The following is a 21,938-nucleotide window of genomic DNA, read 5'->3' as shown; positions in this document are numbered from 1 at the left end:
TATGACCATAGCAATGGGACGAGCGCAAGCCCAGCGAGGATGGTTCGACGTCCTCGATGACTGGCTAAAGCGCGACCGATTCGTCTTCATCGGCTGGTCTGGTCTGCTGCTGTTCCCCTGCGCCTACATGGCAATCGGGGGCTGGCTGACTGGCACCACCTTTGTTACCTCGTGGTACACCCACGGTTTGGCCTCTTCCTACTTGGAAGGCTGCAACTTTTTGACCGTCGCGGTGTCCACCCCGGCTGATAGCATGGGCCACTCGCTGCTGCTGCTGTGGGGCCCCGAAGCACAAGGCGACTTCGTCCGCTGGTGTCAAATCGGTGGTCTGTGGAGCTTTGTTGCGCTGCACGGTGCTTTCGGACTGATTGGCTTCATGCTGCGGCAGTTCGAGGTTGCTCGCCTGGTGGGCTTGCGGCCTTATAACGCCATCGCGTTTTCGGCACCGATTGCGGTGTTTGTGTCGGTCTTTCTGATGTATCCGTTGGGTCAGTCGAGCTGGTTCTTTGCCCCCAGCTTCGGCGTCGCGGCTATCTTCCGCTTTCTGCTGTTCTTCCAGGGCTTCCACAACTGGACGCTGAACCCCTTCCACATGATGGGAGTGGCGGGTGTCTTGGGTGGTGCGCTGCTGTGTGCGATTCACGGTGCGACGGTGGAGAACACGCTGTTTGATGACGGCGATGGTTCGAACACCTTCCGTGCCTTCGAGCCGACGCAGGCGGAAGAGACGTACTCGATGGTGACGGCAAACCGATTCTGGTCGCAGATTTTCGGTATTGCGTTTTCGAACAAGCGCTGGCTGCACTTCTTCATGCTGTTTGTGCCGGTAACCGGCTTGTGGATGAGTGCGGTAGGCGTGGTAGGTTTGGGCTTGAACCTGCGCGCGTATGACTTCGTGTCTCAGGAAATCCGAGCAGCGGAGGACCCTGAGTTTGAGACCTTCTACACGAAGAACATTTTGTTGAACGAAGGTATTCGGGCATGGATGGCACCGACCGACCAGCCCCACGAGAAGTTTGTATTCCCCGAAGAGGTACTGCCCCGTGGTAACGCTCTCTAGTAATTCCTACATGGGCGGACGCGACCAGCAATCCTCAGGTTTCGCCTGGTGGTCTGGTAACGCTCGTCTGATCAATTTGTCCGGTAAGCTGCTGGGTGCCCACGTCGCCCACGCTGGTCTTATCGTTTTCTGGGCGGGTGCAATGACTCTATTTGAAGTTGCGCACTTCGTCCCCGAGAAGCCTCTGTATGAGCAAGGCTTCATTCTTCTGCCTCACCTGGCAACCCTAGGTTGGGGCGTTGGCCCTGGCGGTGAGATTGTTGATACGTTCCCCTACTTCGTAGTCGGCGTACTTCACCTAATTTCTTCCGCTGTATTGGGTTTGGGTGGTATTTACCACGCCATTCGTGGTCCTGAGACGCTTGAGGAATATTCCTCTTTCTTCGGCTACGACTGGAAAGATAAGAACCAGATGACTAACATCATCGGTTATCACCTGATTCTTCTGGGTCTAGGTGCTTTCTTACTCGTTCTTAAAGCCACTTTCTTTGGTGGTGTTTATGACACTTGGGCACCAGGTGGTGGCGCGGTTCGCGTGATCACTAACCCCACGTTGAACCCCGTCAAAATCTTCGGTTATGTTGTTGGCTCTCCTTTTGGGGGAGACGGCTGGATTATCGGCGTCAACAACATGGAAGACATCATCGGTGGTCACATCTGGGTCGGCCTACTGTGTATCAGCGGTGGTATTTGGCACATTTTGACCAAGCCTTTTGGCTGGGCGCGTCGCGCGTTCGTTTGGTCGGGTGAGGCTTATCTCTCCTACAGCTTGGGTGCACTTTCCCTTATGGGTCTGATTGCATCCTGCTACGTTTGGTTCAACAACACTGCTTACCCCAGTGAGTTCTATGGTCCTACTAGCTCTGAGGCTTCTCAGGCTCAAGCTATGACCTTCATGGTTCGTGACTTGCGTTTGGGTGCCAACATTGGTGCAGCTCAAGGTCCGACTGGTTTGGGTAAGTATCTGATGCGCTCTCCCACAGGTGAAATCATTTTCGGCGGTGAGACCATGCGTTTCTGGGACTTCCGTGGTCCTTGGTTGGAGCCTCTTCGTGGCACCAACGGTCTTGATCTCGACAAGATGAAGAACGACATCCAGGATTGGCAGGTTCGTCGAGCGGCTGAGTATATGACTCATGCTCCTCTGGCGTCCATCAACTCTGTCGGTGGCGTCATCACTGAGATCAACTCTGTGAACTACGTTAACCCCCGTCAGTGGCTGGCAGCTTCTCACTTCATTCTCGGTTTCTTCTTCCTGATTGGTCACCTCTGGCACGCAGGTCGTGCTCGGGCGGCTGAAGCTGGATTTGAAAAGGGTATTGATCGTGAGTCTGAACCAGTACTCGCAATGACTGATCTTGACTAGAGTTCCTCTAGTTCTAAGGAAAGTCGTTTAATCGAAAAGCTCCTGCGGGTTCGCTCGCAGGAGCTTTTTAGTGAAAAGACCGCTTTGAAATCTGCGGTTAGAAGGAGGATGGTAACCCCTTTGAGCGCATAGCCTGATAGGAGATGCATTATCTATTCTTGTTATCCCCATGCAACCCCTCGCCGTTTTTTCTTTCGCAGCTATTCTGGTCGGTTTATCTACTGTCCTGTTGTTCCTTGGCAAGGATGTCTTGGTCAAGAAGAACTCATCAGGATCCGATGATAGTCAGCCAATCATTATGACCGTTGGTTCCATTATCCTGCTGGGTATTTTTCTAACCTCCCTGTTTATTGGCAGAGAGTTTATCTACGAAAGCAACACAACGGATGCGGTTAACATTGTTGCTGATCAGCAGGGAAGCCAAGCGGAGACTCAAGTCTCTTCAGAAGACTTGACGCAACTGGTAAAGGGCGTCGATAAAGCTGCTGACGATGTTTACAACGGACTTGAGACGACAAAGAAAATTGTTGGAAAAACCGAGGCTCGCAAAGAAGCGATCGCCCACGGACGCGACCACGCCAGCGGCAAGCTCAACGCCCTGGCTGATCGACTGCAAACCGCAGCTGAAACCAATAATTCTCCGAATCCGCTTGACCTCCATACGGCTGAACACATTACGAAAGGTCTGGAATAGGAACATAAAAAGTCTGTAGCATAAGTATAGAGTCCCTTTCAAAGAACTACTATGACCACTGTGAGGCGTTTTTTGTTGCCATTGGCCTGTATGGTGACCTTTCTGTTTGCCAATCCTGCCCTGGCGCTAGACTATGCACCGCCCCTCTCTTTCAGTAACGCCGAATTGAGTGGCCGAGACTTTCGCGGTTGGGAGATTCGAGCCGCCGAATTTTCCAACGCCAACCTAACAGAGGCCGACTTCACCGGAGCAGATGCTCGGGGAGCCATTTTTAGTGCTTCTGTTGCCCGGAAAACCAATTTTCACGGCGTTGATTTCACCACTGGGATGTTGGATACGACTGATTTCTCCGACGCTGATTTAAGTGACGCCGTACTCGTAGACACCATTATGCTGAGGTCCACTTTTGACGGCGCTGATATCACCGGAGCTGATTTTTCAGGCGCTTTACTAGACGGTGTCCAGGTGCGGGAACTGTGCGAAACGGCTTCGGGAACAAACTCCAAAACAGGAGTATCCACCCGAGATTCCTTGGGATGTCGATAGATTTCTATGGCTTTGTCAAGAAAGTAACTGATTCACGCAATTCCTTTGCTAAGCCGTGACCGTGCGGGGAGTTAGGGACAGCTGGGTGCGATCGCCCACAGTCATATCTAAAACCTCAACCGACTGGCCTGCTGCAGTGAGCCGCTCGCGAATTTCACTCACTCCGCCAGTTGCCTTCAAGATAGATGGCAAGAAACCTTCGTACTCGGTTTCCTGAGCATCCGTTGTCGGCAACATCACTTGAGGCTGAAGCCATTCAGCCAGTTCGTTGGCGCTTTTAATCCCTCGCACAACGGGACCCAGCAGCGGCAACGCCAAATTCATCATGGGGGTAATGACCACATCTATTGGGGCTTCAACCTTGAGATCTTCCTGGTGATAGCCGTGAGGCTCATAAAACAACTTCAACCCTGTGGCGTTTTCCGTGACGACATAGCCGTTCTCTACCAGGGTTGGGCCAATGGGAGCACCCGGAACAGCCTTAATGGTGACGCCTCCTCGAGTGACGGCTTCGCCATGATCAAGCGTGGTCACATCGGCAAACCCAAGTTCACGCGCAACTTTGATAGCGTTAGATGAACCGACAACTGGAAGAGATTTATCTAACGCCTTCAAGGTTTGAGGATGAGCATGGTCTTCCAAGCCCTGAGAGAGCAAGATACAGTCAATATTCTCAGGCAGGGAGCGGGGAACAGCTTTCTCTCCCTTGAAGAGCCATGCAGCATTGCCGAAGACTAGGGGCCCTACCAGCCAAGGATCGACCAGGATGCGCTGGTCGGCAATTTCCCATAACCAACTGTTGTTGTCTAGCCAAGTCGCAAACATAGCACCATAGGGTTCGTTACATCTTTTTACATTCTAGCGTGAGAGTGACGAAGGGCGAACGGAGCGGAAACGGAAGGGAGACCAGTGAGGAGGAAACCAAACGGACTTGCGGTATCCTCTCAAATCTATTTCCGAGCTGATCATCTTTAGGGGCAAATGTAACTTCAGACAACAGTCATTTCTAAAGCGGCTTCCTATGATGAGGGAGAAAAACCACCGGGCGGAAAAAATTCGATGAAGCCGCTTTCACACCGTACAAAAATTGTGGCTACTATTGGCCCAGCGAGTCATTCCCGAGAGACTATTTTGGAAATGGTCAGAGCAGGAATGAATGTTGCTCGGCTGAACTTCTCCCACGGCACTTACGAAGCACACAGCCATACGATTCACATGTTGCGGGCTGTTTCAGAGGAGTTGAGAACACCCATCACACTGCTGCAAGATTTGCAGGGACCTAAGATTCGTGTGGGTCAACTTCTCGACGGAGCTGTCGAATTGAAGGATGGCGAAACCATTACATTAGTCCCAATGGATGAAGCGGAGAAACATCCGGATGTTATCAGCATTGACTATCCGTATTTGGCCGACGAAGCGGAGACAGGGATGCAGGTGCTGATGGATGATGGCCTACTAGAGCTAATGGTCGAGTCCGTTGAACCCTCGAAAGTCGTCTGTCGGATTATTCAAGGAGGGTTACTTAAAAGTCGCAAAGGGGTCAATTTACCGGACCTCAGTCTGCGACTGCCCTCAATGACTGATAAAGACAAGGAAGATTTAGCGTTTGGCGTTTCTCAAGGGGTTGACTGGGTTTCTCTGAGCTTTGTGCGACGGGGCGAAGACATTTTGGCTTTGAAAGCATTCTTGAGCCAAGCGGGAGCACCGGAAACCCCAGTGATCGCCAAGATCGAGAAACCTCAGGCGATCGCTAATCTTGATGCCATTCTCGATGCCACTGACGGCGTTATGGTAGCCCGGGGCGATTTAGGGGTCGAAATGAAGGCTGAAAAAGTACCTTTGTTACAGAAGCGGATCATTCGAGCCTGTAACCTGCGGAGCATTCCTGTCATTACTGCAACTCAAATGCTTGAGAGCATGATTGAGCATCCGCGACCCACACGGGCAGAAGCGAGTGATGTTGCCAATGCGATTATTGACGGCACTGATGCGGTGATGTTGTCTGGAGAGTCCGCTGTGGGTAAATTTCCAGTACGGGCGGTACAAATGCTGTCCCGTATCGCGATCGATGTCGAAGCAGACTTGAGCTTTGTCAACAACCCCCCGGCCTCCAATGACCTGACTCATGCCATTAGCGAGGCCTTGAACGTCATTGACAAAGTCCTCAACTTGCAGTGTATCGTTGCTTACACCGAATCGGGGTATAGTGCGATAATTGCGGCGGGAGAGCGACCTAACGTTCCCGTGGTTGCCTTTACCCCAGACCGCGATGTCTATCATCGATTAAATTTAGTTTGGGGAGTCAAGCCCATCCTAATTAAAGAATTTGCAACGACTTTTGAAGAAATGACGAAGCTAGCTGAAACTTCCCTGTTAGAAGCTGACATCGCCAGTCCTGGGGATCAAGTATTGATAATGGGAGGGATTCCTGCCAACCATCCCAAGGGCACTAATTTTTTGAAAATTCAAACCATTGGGATGGAGTGAAATCCTGAGCTTTATACAGTGAACTTTATTTGTATTCATCGAGACGCATGGTTGAAACTGCACCCGTTCGCTTAGATTCGGCTAAAACAACAGCGACTACCCATCCTCATCGAGTTGTCATCGTAGGAGGGGGCTTTGGTGGTCTCTATGCAGCCCAGTCCTTCAAGGGATCGCCCGTTGAGGTAACACTGGTCGATCGCCGCAATTTTCATTTGTTTCAACCGCTCCTCTATCAAGTGGCGATTGGTGGCCTTTCCCCAGGTGACATTGCGTCGCCCCTGAGATCGGTTTTGAAGCGTCAGAAAAATACGCAGGTTTTGTTGGGGGAGATGACCGATATTGATGCTGATCAGCAGGTTCTCCACCTTAAAGATGGGGACACGCTGCCCTATGACAGTTTGATTCTAGCCACCGGCAGCGCTCACCATTATTTCGGTAACGATCATTGGGAATCTCTGGCCCCCAGCATTAAAACCATTGAGGATGCTCTAGAGGTGCGCCGTCGAATTTTCTTGGCCTTTGAAAAGGCTGAACTGGAACCAGATCCTGACATTCGAGCGGCACTGCTGACATTTGTCGTCGTCGGCGCAGGACCGACAGGGGTTGAACTGGCCGGCGCGATCGCTGATTTAGCCTACAACACGCTTAAAAAAGACTTCCGCAGTATCGATCCCACTCAAACCAGGATCATTCTGGTAGAGGGTATGGACCGAGTCTTGCCGCCGTTTGATCCCTCTCTGTCTAAAAGAGCCGCCGAAGACTTGGAAAGGCTAGGCATCCATGTTCGTACCAAAACATTCGTAACGGCGCTAGAAGAAGACAAGGTTACCGTGAAAAGCGGTGATGCTGAGGAAACTATCCGGGCCCATACGGTTTTGTGGGCAGCGGGAGTCCGGGCATCTTCTTTGGGTAAAGTAGTGGCCGAAAAGACGGGAGCACCTAGCGATCGCGCTGGACGCATTATGGTGGAGCCGGACTTCAGCGTCCCCAACCATCCCAATATTTTTGTGATTGGGGACCTAGCCCACTACGCCCATCAGGGAGAGCGCCCGCTGCCAGGGGTTGCGCCTGTAGCCATGCAGGGAGGTAAGTATGTCGCGCGAGTGATTCGCGATCGGCTGAACAATCAATCCACCCCAGCATTTACTTACACTGATAGCGGCAGCCTTGCCATTATTGGTCGCAGTTCTGCCGTTGTAGATTTGAACTGGATCAAGTTCACCGGTTTCTCCGCCTGGATCATCTGGGCGCTAGTACACGTTATGTTTCTAATCGAGTTCGACAACAAGATCATTGTTATGACTCAATGGATGTGGAACTTTTTTACTCGTAATCAAGGCGCCCGACTGATCACAGGTCGCGACGTGATTAAGAGTGATAGTGCCTTTATGAAGCAGTAACCAGTGGTGACAAGATAAGCGCTGTCCCGTCCAACTAGCCCAAGAATTTTCGCTAGCGCTGTAGGAAACCTGCTTACAGTCGCTAGCTACTCACATTGAAGGTTTTTGGCGCTAACGTAGGGAATTATGGAACCACTCATTCAATTACAAAGCGTTAGCAAAGTCTATGGCATAGGCAACACTGAAGTCCGTGCCCTATGGCAGGTTGATCTAACTATACGACGAGGCGAATATTGCTCCATTATGGGACCGTCGGGTTCGGGTAAATCAACTGCGATGAACCTCATTGGCTGCCTGGATCGGCCAACATCGGGTGAATATCACCTAGATGGGGAGAATGTTGCCAGTCTGGACGATGACGCCCTAGCTCATATTCGAAACCGCAAAGTTGGGTTTGTTTTTCAGCAGTTCCATCTGCTGCCCCAATTGACCGCTTTAGAGAATGTGATGCTGCCAATGGTATACGCAGAAGTGCCGACAACAGAGCGCCGCGATCGCGCGGTTGATGCTCTGGAACGAGTTAAGCTAGCTGACCGCATGGCCAACAAACCGACGCAGCTCTCTGGTGGACAGCAGCAGCGAGTGGCGATCGCGCGAGCTATTGTAAATCAGCCCCTGTTAGTACTCGCTGATGAACCCACGGGAGCACTCGATTCTCACACCACCCAGGATGTATTGAGCATCTTTTCTGACTTAAACTCAACGGGCATCACCGTCGTGATGGTGACGCACGAGCCGGATGTAGCACGGCTGACAAACCGCATTATTTGGTTCCGCGATGGTGAGGTGATGCACGCTGACTTGCAGCCTGATGACATCGGTCATTTAACCGCTAGCGTCTCCTAGCAACGATCTTTTATCCGCAAATCCGCTCCTAATTCTGACAGATTTGATATAACTACAGGCGAATAGTCGTTGTTGAGGTCAGAGCGCTATATCTGGCTTCTGGAGGGTTCAGTTATGAGGATTCGGCAGAAACACTGGCTGCATCTTGTGGGCATGGTATGCATTGGTATCGGCACTGTAATGGTGGGTGAAGGAGCAGGACAAAGCGCGATCACCCAATCAGGTTCCCCAATTGCTCAAGCCGCTGCCGTTTCTCCCTCAGAAGCAGCACTTAACCAAGGACTAGAACTGATTCAGCAAGGGGCCGTGACAGAGGCAATGGCTGCGTTTCAAGAGGCGATCGCCCTTGATCCATCCTCCGCTGCTGCCCACTACAATTTGGGATTAGTGCTACGGCAAACAGGCGACTTGCAGCAAGCTGCTGATTCCTTCTGGCAAGCGCTAGCAGCCGATCCCCAATTTGCTATGGCCTACTCCAATTTAGGGGCTGCCCTTTGGGAAGGGGGGAATTTAGAGCAGGCTACAGAGTATTTAGAACGGGCTGTTGAACTCCAACCTGATTTAGGCAATGCTCACTACAATCTCGGCCTAGTACAGCTCGATCAGCAGAGCTACGACGATGCTTTAGCGTCCTTACAACTAGCAGAGGAATTAACGCCCAATGCCCCTGAACCGGCTTTTCATCAAGGTCGTATCTATTTGAGACAGCAGGAATTTGACCTCGCGATTGAGGCTTTTGATCGGGCGATCGCCGTTTTTCCCGAGTACGTAGAGGCCTTTTATAATCGCGGTGTAGCCCAATACGGTAAGAGCGATTATGCGGCCTCGTTGGATTCTTTTCGGATAGCAACTCAGCTTGATCCAGGCTACGCCAATGCTTACTACAGCGCCGGTTTAGCCTTCATTCGCTTAGCTGATTACGAGGAAGCAAAAGGCGTTCTTGAGCACGCCAGAAATCTCTACATTACTCAGGAAAATCCTCAGTGGGCCTCTAACACACAAGCACAGCTTGACCGCGTTGCAGAGCTGTCGGGCGAGTAGGAAAAGAACTTAGGAGATTCCTAAAAATAAAAATATCCGGCTATGGTGCATCATGAAGAACTGCTTTCTACTCACTGCCTCTCCTAGATGACCTGCTTCTTTAAATCACTTCGCTTTGGGTCACAGCAGACGCAAAGCTTACTTGCCCAACATTAGGAGCGTGTCCTAACCAGCGCTTGGCTAGCTGTGAAAATTGATCAGGGCAACCACTGACGAAAAACCGGGTGGGTTGGCCTATTAGGTTACTTTTTAGATTGAGGAGTTCCAGCTCTTTGGCAGCGGCTTTGACCAGCGATCGCGCCGGATCTACTCGACGAATAGAGACAGGCAGGAACTTTTGAAAAACAGGTTCCAAGTGAGGGTAGTGGGTGCAGCCGTAAATGAGGGTGTCAATTTGGGCTGCTAACAGAGGCTGAAGATAGGTCTTAGCAACGTCTAAAGTAACTGGGTCTTGTAGGCGATTTTGCTCAATGAGCGGGACAAACTGAGGGCAGCCCACCTGCCAGACTCGAACAGTTGCGTCAACTTCTAAAATGGCCTGATGATAGGCATTGCTGGCAACTGTAGCCGGAGTAGCAATGACACCGATACGCTTTCCTGCTTTGGCTGCGGCCCTCGCTCCTGGATAAATGAGACCTAGGATGGGCACAGGAAATTCTTGTTGCACCTGTTCCAAGGCAAGGGCTGAGCTGGTATTACAGGCCATCATCACCATCTTGACGCCCTGCTCCATCATCCAGGCAATGATGTCTCTGACGAACTGGAGGATTTCCTCAGGGGTGCGATCGCCATAGGGGAGCCGAGCAGTATCTCCCAGATAGAGAATAGATTCGTTAGGTAGCTGGCGATTCAATTCACGAAGGACAGTCAACCCACCCACTCCACTATCAAAGACGCCAATTGGGGCAGAACTTAGTGAAGCAGCCAATTCGTGCTGAAAAGCCATAGGGATATCCAATCCATCTCAAAGGTTTCTAAGAGTTTAATAGGAGTCTTAAGGATTTCAGCCGCGATCGCCTATCGATTGGAAAGTTTCATCAATCGTGACGCACTGCGTAGGGCTAGGCTATGAGGTTGTTGCTTGCTCCTCTGAAGAGGTTGCTGTAATCTCGGCTTCTTCCTGAGGTGCTGTGGGAGGCACAGTATCTGAGTCCTTAAATACAACACGCAGCAAAGGCGGTGCTAAAAAAGTCGTCAGGATAACCATCACAATAATGGCGGCTTCCAAAGACTCCGACAGAACGCCACTCGCCGACCCGACGCCAGCAAAAACCAAACCGACCTCGCCCCGAGGAATCATACCAATACCAATGGCAAGACGATTGATTCCAGGCTGGCCAAAGACTGCAAATCCCGTAACAATTTTTCCGATAATAGCTACGACTACCAAAAAGGAGGCAATGATTAGCCCTTCACGGTTTGCTGGATCAAGTGGGTTAAGAACGCTAACGTCCGTCCTCGCGCCGACTGTCACAAAGAAGATAGGCACCAGCATATCCGAGATCGGAAGAATCTGTTCCTCTAGTTCCTTGTGTTTAGGCGTCTCTGCCAAGATCAAGCCCGCTGCAAAGGCTCCCAGGATAGCTTCTAGCTGAATCGTGGCAGCCACATAGGACAAGGCAAAGGCAAAGACCAACGAGCTGATAATTAGTTCACCCCGAGTTTTCATCTGGTCAACTAAACCCACAAATAAAGGACTGAGTAGCCGACCGATAAAAATAGCTCCGACCAGGAAAGCAGCCGCACTGACAATAAGAATGACGACATTTTGAATTTCGATTTCTCCCGTCTTTGCCAAGCTGGCAACAACGGCTAAAACAATAATGCCTAAAACGTCATCTAGGACGGCGGCCCCGATAATAATTTGGCCTTCTTTCGAACTGAGTCTCTGCAATTCAGCTAATACTTTAGCCGTGATGCCAATACTGGTTGCGGTGAGGGCTGCCCCAGCGAATACCGCTGGAACGGTTGGAATATTGAACAGCGCAATGAGTCCTGTCGTTCCCAAAGCAAAGGGAAAAACGACCCCAATGATGGCGACAACGGCTGCTTGAGGACCTACTCGAATCAGTTCTTTGAGGTCAGATTCCAAGCCAATCTCGAACAGAAGGATAATCACCCCCAATTCGGCCAAGACGGAAACAACCTCACTCTCACCTCTAAAGACCGAGAGAATACCTTCAGAGTCCATATCGGTGGTACTCTCGACCAATCTCATCAAAATGGAGCCTGTCTCCCCTGCTCCTTCTGGAAAAACGATCAGATGCAGGGCCGAAACCCCTACGATGACTCCCCCAATCAGCTCCCCTAACACCGGAGGAAGGTTGACGCGGGCACAAAGCTCACCACCAATTTTGGCTGCCAAATAGACTGTGATCAGGCTTAGCAGAACTCCTGCCAAAACGAGTGGCCCGACTTCAGCCTCAGAGGCTTCGGCTAAAACAGAAGGCCAGCTTACCCCGTGGGAAAGCACTGTAGTAAAACTACCAACGAAACTAAAGCAGGAAAGTGCATCCACCATTCAGCCTGAAATAACGCATCTTCACTAGATTACATGAGTTCAGGATGAAGCTAGTGTCCAGAACAATCAACTTGTTGAATTTATCCATCTTTTGATAGATAAGTCTATTCTCAACAAAGAAGACTCTAAATCGTCCTAGGTATGGGTTTAGGGAGTATTGACTGCAACCTGAGATTTGGGTGAAGTCAAAATTTCGACCCCAGCGGCTGAAGATATATAGCGGTAGCGATGGCTATACCTTTTGTGTTTCCTTAGCAGGTTCTTCAGTCGTCGAGGTTTCTTCAGCTAGAACCGCTCGGAACACGAGTGAACCCTCTCGCAGGCTGACATGAACGGTGCTGCCCTCGATAAACGCTTCCTCCAAAATTTTAGTTGCAATAGGGTTTTCTAACTCTTTCTGGATGGCGCGTTTGAGGGGACGAGCACCATAAACGGGATCGTAACCCACCTGTGCAATATGCTCGATCGCAGCCTTAGACAATGACAGTGACAGTTTTTGGTCGGCTAGTCGCTTTTCAATGCGGCGTACTTGAATTGCCACAATTTCACGGAGCTGTTCCTTCAGCAGTGGATGGAACAAGATCAGGTCATCAACACGATTCAGAAATTCAGGACGGAAGTGACCACGCAGGGCTTTGAGAACGCGATCGCGCATTTCACCATAGCGACTATCGTCCCCTGCAATGTCCAGAATGTGATCGCTACCGATATTGCTAGTCATCACAATGACGGTATTGCTGAAGTCAACCACATGTCCCTGAGAGTCAGTAATTCGCCCGTCGTCCAGCACTTGCAGCAAAATGTTGAAGACATCTGGATGAGCCTTTTCCACCTCATCCAGCAGGATGACGGAATAGGGATGTCGGCGCACGGATTCTGAAAGTTGACCACCCTCTTCGTAGCCAACATAGCCCGGAGGTGCACCCACCAGTCGAGCAACGGCATGCTTCTCCATATATTCCGACATATCAATACGAATGAGAGCATCCTCAGTGTCAAACAGGAAAGCGGCCAGTGCTCTAGCCAGTTCCGTTTTACCGACACCGGTAGGTCCCATAAAGAGGAAAGAACCAATGGGGCGTCCGGGATCATTCATCCCTGCTCGTGCTCGACGAATCGCCGCAGCCACCGCAGCCACCGCTTCTTCCTGTCCAATAACGCGCTTATGCAGATGCCCTTCCAACCGCAGCAGCTTTTGCCGCTCAGACTCCATCAGGCGATTGACCGGAATGCCCGTCCATTTGGCAACCACTTCAGCAATATCAGCTTCTAAAACCTGCTCTCGCAGCAGGGTTTTGCCCTCAGCCTGAATGTCTAACAGGTGAGCTTCCTTGGCTTCCAGCTCTCGTTGAACAGCCTCTAGCTTGCCATATTTGAGTTGAGCAGCCTTATTCAGGTCATAGGCTCGCTCTGCCTGGTCCACTTGCAGCCGTAGTTGTTCTTCCTCTTCTTTGAGAGAATTAATAGCTTCCAGAGTTTGCTTTTCAATCTGCCATTGACCACTGAACTGCTGCTGCCGCTCGGAGAGTTCGGCAATCTCTTCTTCAATGCGGGCCAATCGTTCCTGAGCCGTGCGATAGGCAATTCCCGAAGATTCGTCTTCGCTTTCTAGAGAAAGCTTCTCCATCTGCAGCTGCATCAGGCGACGATCAATCACTTCCAACTCTTCCGGTTTGGAGGTGATCTCCATCTTGAGCTTGGCGGCAGCTTCATCTACCAAGTCGATCGCTTTATCCGGTAAGAAGCGATCGCTAATATATCGATCCGACAATATCGCCGCTGCCACTAGTGCAGAATCAGCAATCTTGACGCCGTGGTGAACCTCGTAGCGCTCCTTTAGTCCTCGCAAAATCGAGATGGTGTCGTCTGCCGTTGGCTGCTCAACATAAACCTGCTGAAACCGTCGTTCTAGGGCCGCATCTTTCTCAATATGTTTGCGATATTCGTCAAGCGTAGTGGCTCCAATACAGCGCAGCTCTCCCCGAGCCAACATCGGTTTCAACAAATTGCCAGCATCCATCGTGCCCTGCCCCGCTCCAGTGCCGACCACCGTATGAAGTTCGTCGATGAATAGGACAATTTGTCCATCAGATTCAGTCACTTCCCGCAGTACAGAGCGTAGGCGATCTTCAAACTCGCCTCGGTACTTGGCTCCAGCAATGAGTCCACCAATGTCGAGGGAAATAAGTTGGCGATTCTTGAGGGACTCAGGGACGTCACCGTTGAGGATGCGCTGGGCTAGCCCTTCAGCGATCGCAGTCTTACCAACACCCGGCTCTCCAATCAGGACCGGATTATTCTTAGTCCGCCGAGACAAAACCTGAATCACTCGCCTGATTTCCTCGTCACGGCCAATGACCGGATCAAGGTGGCCTTCTCTTGCTAGTTCTGTGAGGTCGCGCCCAAATTTTTCCAGAGCCTCATAGCGGCTCTCAGGATTCTGATCGGTAACTTTTTGATGTCCCCGCACGGCTTTAATAGCAGCCATCATCTCCGAGGAGGTAACCTCAAACCCTCGTAAGAGACGACGGCCAATCCGCTCATCTTCTACAAAGCCCAGCAGCACATGTTCTACGGAGATGAATTTATCGCCCAGATTTTGGCGCGCGGCTTCTGCCTGATCCAGCATCCGATCCAGGCTTTTGCCTAGATAGAGGTTGCTGTCCGCCGAAACTCGCACCCGGGCCTGACGTTTAGCAAAGGTTTCCAGCTCTTTGAGCAGCAGCTCAGCATCCAAGCCTGCTTTTTTAAGAATAGTGTTGCCAAGTCCGTCTTCTTGTTCCAGCAGCGCCATCAAGACGTGCTCTGCTTCCATATATTGGTGATTAAATCGACGGGCAACAGTTTGTGCTTCAACGATCGCATCCCAGGCTTTGGTTGTGAACTTGTCGGGATCGGTGGGCTGCATGATGGGTAGGTGGGAACAGGCGCGTGATTAAGTAGTGAACTATGGCTTTAGCCATTTAGACTCGTGCACCAAACAGCATCCGGGGGCTTAGCGCATCGTCAGATGGCTCGCCGTCTTGTTCTAGCGGAGCTAGTGAGGCTATAAGTACTTCAGTGTATCAGGCTATTTAAAACTGGGAATTCTCAGGGTTCTTCGGCGCGATCAGCTACGACGCGGACAGCGCTACGGGTCTAGCCAGGTCTTTCGTCAACCCATTCTCGGCCCAAAGAACCCTGGAAATTGCAGTGGTTTTAACCAACAGCCTGAGCTTCCGGTGCTTTCTCTTTTTGAGCAGATCCTTGAGTTCCGAGCTGAATCAGTTCAACCTTATACCCATCGGGATCCTGTACGAAAGCGATGACGGTAGACCCGTGTTTCATGGGTCCCGGCTCCCGCACAACGTTTCCGCCCTGAGCCTTAATAGCCTCGCAGGTGCCGTAAATGTCGTCCACACCCAGAGCAATATGACCGTAGCCGTTCCCTAAGTCATAGCTATCCGTGTCCCAGTTGTAAGTCAGTTCCAAGACGCTGTGATCGGCCTCGTCACCATAGCCCACGAACGCCAACGTAAACTTACCGCCGGGATAGTCTTTTTGGCGCAGCAGCTTCATGCCCAAAATATCGCAGTAAAACGTCTTAGACGCTTCTAAATCGCCAACGCGAAGCATGGTGTGTAGAAGTCTCATCGATATACCTCAGCCTCTCAATAGTTTTGAATGCCACTTGTCAAAGTATAGGAATTCTGGCAGAGAGGAGTAAGCACGCTTGTCTGCCTGTCCTGTCCTTTTACCTGTTAGAAACTTTGGGCAAAATTCCATATTTAATGCCGTAGCCCAGGAGAACAAACAGCGCGATCGCAACGGCTCCAATTCCAATTGGGCTGAGAACCCAGAAGTCGGCTTCAATTTCGTTGACTTCTCCTGGAACTAGGCGCCAAGTTTCTGCGGTGTCTAATTCGCCGGAGGCTGATCTTACCCAAGGGGCTTCTACCTTGACACGACCTGTAAGTAGCTGTTGTCCCTGCAAGAAGGGGAGTCCCGTTTCTGCCAAATCAGGTACGGCGGTGAGATCCAGGCGCAGCGTCACATGGTTGTAGATAGCTAAAAATCGATTGCCTTGATCAAGGGACAAAGTTGCCTGAATAGGGTCTCCTGCAGGCAGCGTGAATGGCATAGTCTCGTCAGCAGGAGCGAAAAACTGATTGAACTTGGTTTCTAGATCCTGACCATTGTTGAAAGGAATTCTAATCTCAAGGCCGTCGTTGAGGGACTGTGTGCTGCCCCCCACTCCCTGGGCGCGATCGCTTAGTACCCTCAACCACTGCTGCAAGTCACGATTCGTTGCCGGGGTACTGCCTCGCCAGTGCAGCTGCTGAATCAGTTGTCCATGAGTCTGACTATCGAATTGCAGGTCGAGATCATACTGGAGACAACCCGCGAGTAGCACAACCCCCAGCAGTAGACCCAACCGCAGAATTTTTCCAATCTGCCGCATCATGGTTTTGACTCAATTCACTGCACTGCTTCGGATTCAACCTGCACCGCAGCAGTGGTCGATTCCTAAGCTATCCAACAGTAAGTCACCCACAGCGTTGGCGATCGCAAATTCTCCGTAAAAACTTTTAGAAAAGTCGAAACTCTGCATCTCAGTAAGCACAGCCATAACCAATGATCCCAAGTCGTTTTCCCCTTCCATTCGCTGCCGCACAAAAACCTGAGACGCCCGCTCAGCAATCTGGGCATTAACGGCTTCCGGTGGAAATTCAGTGTTCAGCCAGTCATGTAGAGAAGCTCTGAGCCACAGTCCTTCTTGTTCAGGATTCTCTGCTGGAGGCAAGGTAACGGGTTGAATGGGTTCCACCATGGTGTTTAAGTTGGCTTGACTGCGGTGCGATCGCGTTAGCAATGAACTGATGTTTAGATATAGGGTTTTAGCTATCTAGACTCGTGCACTCGATAGCATCCGAGTGCTTAACCTATAGCCAGATGGCTCGCCATCTTGTCCTCATAGAACTGGCGACGGTCATACCTTGCTTTAATTTTGTCATGACTTTCTCTCAGTTCAGAGGCAACACCCAAAGATCTGTCGGAAGACACGTCGCAAATTGCTCTAACGATTGGGCAAAGTCGCCAAGGCATAGAGCAATTTAGCGGGTTCAGCATTGTAGGCCAAGAAAGAAAAGTAGTGCCAGAAGCGAATCCGACCATACTTATCCAGCACGAACTGAGCCGACAAGGGCGCACCCAGTGCCTGGCCCGTTCCATACTGGTTAAAGGCCTGACAGAACGGGTCAGAGAGCAGGGGGGCTTGCAGATTTAGCTCGGTTCTAACAATTTGGCTTTGAGCCAAATCGGTGCTGGTAATCAACACAAGTTGTGCCCCAGCCGCCGTAAATTTCTCTGTGGCGTCATTCAAGGCCACTAAATGAGGGAAGCAAAGTGGGCAGTAGTGTCGTTCTGTGAAAATGCGCGTGAAGGCCAGAACGACCGGACGCTCTCCCCAATGTTGCGACAGTTGGTAAGGCTGCCGGGTGGCGACCTCCGTCAGCGTGAAATCGGGGGCGCGATCGCCCAGCGCCAGTTGGCTCGTGGCTGGAAGGGGTAAGAAATTTCGCCAGAATCGCCCATTCAGGAGCTTAGATTGAGGGGCAGGCGTGGAAAAACTAGACATGCAGAATTAAAGCAGGATCTTAGAAATGAAGTCTTGGGAACAGAGCAATGGCAGCGCTCGCAGCGCCGTAGTTTACTCGGAGGCTATCGAGTTAGCCTCCATGGGGTCAGCAACCGTTGCCTTATCTATCTCAGTGAAAAATTCTTTGGACTTCACTGGATCAGGGGTCATGGTTTTCTCACCCGGCTGCCAGCCGACGGGACACACTTCATCAGGATGGGTCTGCACATACTGAATGGCCTGCAAAACTCGTAGGCACTCGTCGATGCTGCGCCCAAAGGATAGGTTGTTGACCGTAATGTGTTGAATAACGCCTTCCTTATCAATGATGAATACGCCTCGCAGCGCAATTCCAGCATCGGGATCAATCACGTTGTAGGCTGTCCCAATTTCTCTTTTAATGTCCGAAACAAGCGGATAGTTGAGGTCACCAACGCCGCCATATTTACGCTCAGTTTGAATCCAAGCTAGATGAGAAAATTCACTGTCTACTGAAACGGCAAGTACTTCAGTGTTGAGATCCTTAAACTCGGAGTAGCGATCGCTCAGCGCCGTGATTTCCGTCGGACAGACGAATGTGAAGTCGAGGGGATAGAAAAACAGAATGACGTATTTGCCGCGATAGTCAGAAAGCTTGATGGTCTTAAATTCCTGATCAACCACAGCGGTTGCTGTAAAGTCAGGAGCTGATAGGCCAACGCGAAGACAGCCTTCTGCTGGGCTGGTCATGAAATCTGTTCCTCTAAAACGACATGCCCATCGCGGGCGGGATCAAGCTGATAGCCGTCGCCAACTCCATGAGGACAAAACGGCCAGCCATCTGACATGTGCTAAGCACCCAGATACTGTTTGGTGTACTAGCCTGTATGGCTAAAGCTGTACCCCTAAGGCACACAGACTATATCATAGTCATTTTTGAATCGACGTCACTCTGAAGAGAGTCTTATTTCTTACAGCGGAGTAATTTTGCTGGACCTGGTAATAAAGACATTCTGAGTCTCAGAACTCGATCTTTCGGCATACAATCTTGTCTGATCAAAGTTTCCTACGGCCTGACTCATGTTGCTTAAGTACAGTGAAAGGGAACAGGAGCAGAGTGTACTTGTTTCACTTGCACACCGTTTTGGGTCTCTTAGGAACGGGAACTTATTCAAGTATCAACTTTGAGCTTTGGATTCGCCGATGACTCAATCATTCAAAACTCAAAAGTGAGAACTTAAAATTCATTCCTAGGGTCGGCAAGATGACAGCTCATTGTCTAAACTTTCCAAGAAAGCATTCAAGTCGCATGAGTCGAGTTGCTTTGGCTTTATCATGCGTGGTTGCAGGATTCTCTATCGGCTGCACCGCGTCTGAGACCGTGGTTCCGCTCTCGCAGTCTTTCCCCATCTCATCTTCGCTGCAAGAGAACCTTTCGTATCCTCCTTTTTTGGAACTGCCCCGAAGAGCAGAAACCTATCGCCTAGCGGGATTGGCAGCTCGTCAGCGTGAGAACTTTTCAGCCGCGATCGCGGCTCTGCAAACAGCGGTCGCTTTGGCTCCCAGAAATGTCTCTGGTTACGTGCTGCTGGGTTGGACTCAACACCTAGCCGGACAGCGGGAGGACGCGATCGCAACTCTGAATCAGGGACTTGCGGTGGACGCTGCGCATGTGCCTGCACTAAATGCTCTGGGCATCGCCTATTTGGTAAATGGCAATATTGAGGACGCGATCGCGACCCACACTCAGGCGAAAACCCTTCAGTCTGACAACGAAATTGCTTACTACAACTTGAGTCTGGCCTATCAGCGATTGCCGGATATGGCAGCCGCGATCGGCCATGCTGACCGCGCCACCGAACTGGAACCCTATAACCCACATCCTTGGGTTGCCTTGGCGCTGGCCCATTGGAGCAATCAAGATCCTGCCTCAGCTCAGATAGCCTACGACCAGGCTCTGCAACTAGATGGCCGCTATTACGACGCCTACCATTTGGAACACCTCTTGCGAGCCGGTTTCAGCTCCGACCAAATTCAGATCGTTGAACAGATTCGAACAAATCAGCTGTAGGAGACAGTCGTTATTATCAAGTGTGTTCAGTGTGTTCAACGGTTTATCTATCCGGATGAGAGGCAGTTGCTGGAAAAGCTCTATAGAAGTCACTTAGCTGCTTTTTAGATGTTTTGGACATTTTGAACTGAGCAATAAAGCTAGCAACTTGCTATAGCTGAATCTCATCTAAATCAGCCAATCCTTGTTTAATTTCTTCAAGCGTGGTCATTAATCGTTATTTTGTCAATGAACTGTATGGTCGCTCTCCGCTCACTATAAAGCCTTCATATCGTCTCGCTAATCAGCTTCTATTTCTTCAAGAGCGCTTTCTTCTGAAGCTATCCTCTGCCGAATAATTCGAACAAGCCAAGATTCTACAGTGTCTACGTTGTGAAGGTTGGCGAGGAATGAGGCGTTTTTACAATTTCTTCTGACAAAACCAAAAAGGCAGTTTGCCTATTCACTGCAATAAGTGCTTCCCAAGCCGTGTCGTCATCGGCTTGCTGCTCAACGATGTCATCAATTTCTACTTTGAATAGTTCTCTGCTGCGGTTAGGGCTGATACTCATAGTGGCCAATCTGATGAAGCAATCAATAACCTTGTCTCGTTAAAAAACTCACAAGCTCTGATGCCTGTTTCACATAAAAGCCATGACCCTGCTCTTACCAATTTCCCATCTTTGCTCCTGATTAACGAGAGAATTTTGGTGACAGGAAAACCGTGATAGAAACAATCTAGAAGGTCATTCAATCTGTCACCGTTTATGTCAGGATCCCAGTCCCCTTGTTGGAGACTCTCGAAAAGTTCTTGTGCTTCCATTGTCATATCATTGAGCCTCCTTGAAATTGTCTTAATCGGTCTTTAAGTTGATTCTGCCATCTTTGCTCTCGGTGCAGTCTTTGGTGATGATCAGCATCTCCTCCAAGATCTTCTATATCCTGCTCTCTATTGTCTATGCTGGTCTCTAAGGCTTCCAGAGCATCTTTAACTGCTTCCGCATCCCAATTTTCTGGGACACGAGTAGGGATATCACTATGAATCCTCCCCGTAGAATCAGGGAAAGGTATTTCAGGCTGGAAGCTACCACTCTCCATAAAGTAGGAGCAAGGTCGTCGTTGGTAGTGGGGATAGGGGTGACAAAGTCATCAGCCTCTGGCTGCGGCCCTTCCCGAAAGCCTTCAGGGATGAAATCCTCCGGATTGACGGGTGGCACCTGCAAGATTTGCCCTGGGTAGGTTGCAGGCTCTATTGGCACATCCCGATTGGGGCGGTTGGGGTCGAGGTCGGGATCGTAGCCCCCGGTGACAGTTTCCCAACACCACTGGGCAAAGTCTTCAATTGCCTCTTGGGCTTCAGGCGTCTGTAACTGCGCGTTGATAATAATACCGGCACCCACAATGGCACCCACAGCGACAACAGAAACCAGAGGAATGGCTAACTGCCCATCCGGATCGGTGTAGTTAGTGGGACTATTAAAGACATAGCGATAGAGGTTGGCATCGCCGGCATCAAAGCCCATTGGGTCTTCTGAGAGGAAGCGTCCCACTGCCGGGTCGTAATACCGCGCCCGATAGTACATCAACCCCGTCGCTTCATCCCGCTCTCGTCCGGTGTAGCCAAAGCGGAAGTCAAAGTCAGGATTGGTCTCACTCGTCACCTGCCCAAAGCTGTCGTAGACAATGCGGTTGAGAATCGTGCCGCTGTTGTCGATGACATCGCGCACACTACCCTGATGATCCGTCAGTGCCCAATGCACCGCGCCGTCTGCCGTCTCCTCCGCCAAGATTTGGTCAATATTCGGCCCGTGCAGATAGCGATGGGTCTGCGTGCCTGCCTCGTTAAACACCAGGGCAATATGGTCGCCGTCGTAGACAAAGTGTTCCGTCGTCGCCACGGCGGGGCCATCACCATCCGGGTCCACCGACTGACTGAGGCGACGGTCATAAGCATCGTAGGTATAGGTAATGCGCTGAGTCACCGTCGTACCATCCCCCTCACTGACCGCTACGAGCCGCTGCCGATGATCCCATTCATAAGTGGTCACGGCCCCATTACTGATGCGGGTGCGGCGAATGCGATTGCCTTCGTTGTCATAGTCGTAAGTGAACACCCCATCGCTGGCGAGCTGGTTGTTGGGGGTCGTCTGATAACCCGCCGTGGTGCGGTTGCCGTTGGCATCGTAGGTGTAAGCCTCATTGCTCTGGCCCGTATAATCCGCCCCGGTCAACTGGTCGCGGTCATCATAGGTGTAGGTGGCGGTGCCGTCGGGGGCTACTAAGGTGGTGAGCCGATTCGCCGCGTCATAGCTGAACTGATAGTCCGCAATG

20 protein-coding genes are annotated in these 21,938 nt (G+C 50.9%); 9 read left to right on the top strand and 11 right to left on the bottom strand.

The window, feature by feature from the left end; translation table 11 throughout:
- The first annotated feature begins 1 nt into the window (after position 1).
- The 4 genes from psbD (at position 2) to PN498_RS08480 (ending at position 3,666) form a co-directional block, all read left to right on the top strand.
- The gene (psbD, locus tag PN498_RS08495; protein ID WP_272062298.1) at positions 2 to 1,060 is read left to right on the top strand and encodes a photosystem II D2 protein (photosystem q(a) protein); all 1,059 of its coding nucleotides are present in this window, start codon (positions 2 to 4) and stop codon (positions 1,058 to 1,060) included.
- Positions 1,044 to 2,426: a photosystem II reaction center protein CP43 gene (gene psbC / locus PN498_RS08490; RefSeq protein WP_272062297.1), complete on the top strand. Its 1,383-nt coding sequence runs from the start codon at positions 1,044 to 1,046 to the stop codon at positions 2,424 to 2,426. Before psbD ends, psbC begins: the two co-directional genes overlap by 17 nt.
- Positions 2,427 to 2,595: 169 nt before the next feature.
- Positions 2,596 to 3,120 carry a hypothetical protein gene (locus PN498_RS08485; protein ID WP_272062296.1) on the top strand — a complete coding sequence of 175 codons (525 nt, stop codon included), beginning with the start codon at positions 2,596 to 2,598 and terminating at the stop codon, positions 3,118 to 3,120.
- A gap of 51 nt (positions 3,121 to 3,171) precedes the next feature.
- A complete protein-coding gene (locus PN498_RS08480; RefSeq protein ID WP_272062295.1) occupies positions 3,172 to 3,666 on the top strand; it encodes a pentapeptide repeat-containing protein in 495 nt (164 codons plus the stop codon).
- A 48-nt stretch (positions 3,667 to 3,714) separates the two neighbouring features.
- Here the strand turns inward: PN498_RS08480 and PN498_RS08475 are convergent, their stop codons facing one another.
- On the bottom strand, positions 3,715 to 4,491 hold the full coding sequence (locus tag PN498_RS08475) for an MBL fold metallo-hydrolase (protein ID WP_272062294.1): 777 nt from the start codon (positions 4,489 to 4,491) through the stop codon (positions 3,715 to 3,717).
- A gap of 234 nt (positions 4,492 to 4,725) precedes the next feature.
- Here PN498_RS08475 and pyk point away from each other — a divergent pair, with 234 nt between their 5' ends.
- The 4 genes from pyk (at position 4,726) to PN498_RS08455 (ending at position 9,440) form a co-directional block, all read left to right on the top strand.
- Complete coding sequence (gene pyk, locus PN498_RS08470) at positions 4,726 to 6,153, top strand: pyruvate kinase (RefSeq protein WP_272062293.1); 1,428 nt, start codon at positions 4,726 to 4,728, stop codon at positions 6,151 to 6,153.
- 47 nt (positions 6,154 to 6,200) lie between these two features.
- Entirely contained in the window at positions 6,201 to 7,553 is a 1,353-nt protein-coding gene (locus tag PN498_RS08465) for an NAD(P)/FAD-dependent oxidoreductase (protein ID WP_272062292.1), read from the top strand.
- A 126-nt stretch (positions 7,554 to 7,679) separates the two neighbouring features.
- Positions 7,680 to 8,399 (top strand): ABC transporter ATP-binding protein, encoded by a 720-nt coding sequence (locus PN498_RS08460; protein WP_272062291.1) that lies wholly within the window; start codon positions 7,680 to 7,682, stop codon positions 8,397 to 8,399.
- A gap of 114 nt (positions 8,400 to 8,513) precedes the next feature.
- Complete coding sequence (locus tag PN498_RS08455; protein ID WP_272062290.1) at positions 8,514 to 9,440, top strand: tetratricopeptide repeat protein; 927 nt, start codon at positions 8,514 to 8,516, stop codon at positions 9,438 to 9,440.
- Positions 9,441 to 9,540: 100 nt separating this feature from the next.
- On the opposite strand, the gene murI is transcribed toward PN498_RS08455, so the two are convergent.
- The 8 genes from murI to PN498_RS08415 all read right to left on the bottom strand — a co-directional run bounded on the left by murI (position 9,541) and on the right by PN498_RS08415 (position 18,307).
- Positions 9,541 to 10,386: a glutamate racemase gene (gene murI, locus PN498_RS08450; protein ID WP_272062289.1), complete on the bottom strand. Its 846-nt coding sequence runs from the start codon at positions 10,384 to 10,386 to the stop codon at positions 9,541 to 9,543.
- Between the two features lie 120 nt (positions 10,387 to 10,506).
- Positions 10,507 to 11,961, bottom strand: coding sequence for a cation:proton antiporter (locus PN498_RS08445; RefSeq protein ID WP_272062288.1), 1,455 nt, complete (start codon positions 11,959 to 11,961; stop codon positions 10,507 to 10,509).
- Between the two features lie 232 nt (positions 11,962 to 12,193).
- Complete coding sequence (clpB, locus tag PN498_RS08440) at positions 12,194 to 14,869, bottom strand: ATP-dependent chaperone ClpB (protein WP_272062287.1); 2,676 nt, start codon at positions 14,867 to 14,869, stop codon at positions 12,194 to 12,196.
- A gap of 290 nt (positions 14,870 to 15,159) precedes the next feature.
- On the bottom strand, positions 15,160 to 15,594 hold the full coding sequence (gloA, locus tag PN498_RS08435) for a lactoylglutathione lyase (protein ID WP_272062286.1): 435 nt from the start codon (positions 15,592 to 15,594) through the stop codon (positions 15,160 to 15,162).
- Between the two features lie 100 nt (positions 15,595 to 15,694).
- Positions 15,695 to 16,405 (bottom strand): DUF3153 domain-containing protein, encoded by a 711-nt coding sequence (locus tag PN498_RS08430; protein ID WP_272062285.1) that lies wholly within the window; start codon positions 16,403 to 16,405, stop codon positions 15,695 to 15,697.
- A 33-nt stretch (positions 16,406 to 16,438) separates the two neighbouring features.
- A complete protein-coding gene (locus tag PN498_RS08425; RefSeq protein ID WP_272062284.1) occupies positions 16,439 to 16,771 on the bottom strand; it encodes a hypothetical protein in 333 nt (110 codons plus the stop codon).
- 246 nt (positions 16,772 to 17,017) lie between these two features.
- Entirely contained in the window at positions 17,018 to 17,578 is a 561-nt protein-coding gene (locus PN498_RS08420) for a redoxin domain-containing protein (protein ID WP_272062283.1), read from the bottom strand.
- 72 nt (positions 17,579 to 17,650) lie between these two features.
- Positions 17,651 to 18,307, bottom strand: coding sequence for a peroxiredoxin (locus tag PN498_RS08415; protein ID WP_272062282.1), 657 nt, complete (start codon positions 18,305 to 18,307; stop codon positions 17,651 to 17,653).
- Positions 18,308 to 18,866: 559 nt separating this feature from the next.
- Between PN498_RS08415 and PN498_RS08410 the strand changes: the two genes are divergently transcribed.
- Entirely contained in the window at positions 18,867 to 19,628 is a 762-nt protein-coding gene (locus PN498_RS08410) for a tetratricopeptide repeat protein (protein WP_272062281.1), read from the top strand.
- A 365-nt stretch (positions 19,629 to 19,993) separates the two neighbouring features.
- Here PN498_RS08410 and PN498_RS08405 read toward each other — a convergent pair whose 3' ends face one another.
- Both PN498_RS08405 and PN498_RS08400 read right to left on the bottom strand, forming a co-directional pair.
- The gene (locus tag PN498_RS08405) at positions 19,994 to 20,179 is read right to left on the bottom strand and encodes a hypothetical protein (protein ID WP_272062280.1); all 186 of its coding nucleotides are present in this window, start codon (positions 20,177 to 20,179) and stop codon (positions 19,994 to 19,996) included.
- Between the two features lie 396 nt (positions 20,180 to 20,575).
- The coding region (locus PN498_RS08400; RefSeq protein ID WP_334312234.1) for an RHS repeat domain-containing protein at positions 20,576 to 21,938 on the bottom strand (1,363 nt) is incomplete at its 5' end.

Source organism: Oscillatoria sp. CS-180 (genome assembly GCF_028330965.1).
GTDB lineage: Bacteria > Cyanobacteriota > Cyanobacteriia > Phormidesmidales > Phormidesmidaceae > Halomicronema.
The sequence above is the reverse complement of the archived record's forward strand: the minus strand, read 5'-3'. Positions and strand labels throughout refer to the sequence as shown.

Coding starts and splice junctions, on each gene's coding strand:
- psbD (WP_272062298.1), top strand. CDS start 2: ATGACCATAGCAATGGGACGAGCGCAAGCCCAGCGAGGATGGTTCGAC.
- PN498_RS08485 (WP_272062296.1), top strand. CDS start 2,596: ATGCAACCCCTCGCCGTTTTTTCTTTCGCAGCTATTCTGGTCGGTTTA.
- PN498_RS08480 (WP_272062295.1), top strand. CDS start 3,172: ATGACCACTGTGAGGCGTTTTTTGTTGCCATTGGCCTGTATGGTGACC.
- PN498_RS08475 (WP_272062294.1), bottom strand. CDS start 4,491: ATGTTTGCGACTTGGCTAGACAACAACAGTTGGTTATGGGAAATTGCC.
- pyk (WP_272062293.1), top strand. CDS start 4,726: ATGAAGCCGCTTTCACACCGTACAAAAATTGTGGCTACTATTGGCCCA.
- PN498_RS08465 (WP_272062292.1), top strand. CDS start 6,201: ATGGTTGAAACTGCACCCGTTCGCTTAGATTCGGCTAAAACAACAGCG.
- PN498_RS08460 (WP_272062291.1), top strand. CDS start 7,680: ATGGAACCACTCATTCAATTACAAAGCGTTAGCAAAGTCTATGGCATA.
- PN498_RS08455 (WP_272062290.1), top strand. CDS start 8,514: ATGAGGATTCGGCAGAAACACTGGCTGCATCTTGTGGGCATGGTATGC.
- murI (WP_272062289.1), bottom strand. CDS start 10,386: ATGGCTTTTCAGCACGAATTGGCTGCTTCACTAAGTTCTGCCCCAATT.
- PN498_RS08445 (WP_272062288.1), bottom strand. CDS start 11,961: ATGGTGGATGCACTTTCCTGCTTTAGTTTCGTTGGTAGTTTTACTACA.
- clpB (WP_272062287.1), bottom strand. CDS start 14,869: ATGCAGCCCACCGATCCCGACAAGTTCACAACCAAAGCCTGGGATGCG.
- gloA (WP_272062286.1), bottom strand. CDS start 15,594: ATGAGACTTCTACACACCATGCTTCGCGTTGGCGATTTAGAAGCGTCT.
- PN498_RS08430 (WP_272062285.1), bottom strand. CDS start 16,405: ATGATGCGGCAGATTGGAAAAATTCTGCGGTTGGGTCTACTGCTGGGG.
- PN498_RS08425 (WP_272062284.1), bottom strand. CDS start 16,771: ATGGTGGAACCCATTCAACCCGTTACCTTGCCTCCAGCAGAGAATCCT.
- PN498_RS08420 (WP_272062283.1), bottom strand. CDS start 17,578: ATGTCTAGTTTTTCCACGCCTGCCCCTCAATCTAAGCTCCTGAATGGG.
- PN498_RS08415 (WP_272062282.1), bottom strand. CDS start 18,307: ATGACCAGCCCAGCAGAAGGCTGTCTTCGCGTTGGCCTATCAGCTCCT.
- PN498_RS08410 (WP_272062281.1), top strand. CDS start 18,867: ATGAGTCGAGTTGCTTTGGCTTTATCATGCGTGGTTGCAGGATTCTCT.
- PN498_RS08405 (WP_272062280.1), bottom strand. CDS start 20,179: ATGAGTATCAGCCCTAACCGCAGCAGAGAACTATTCAAAGTAGAAATT.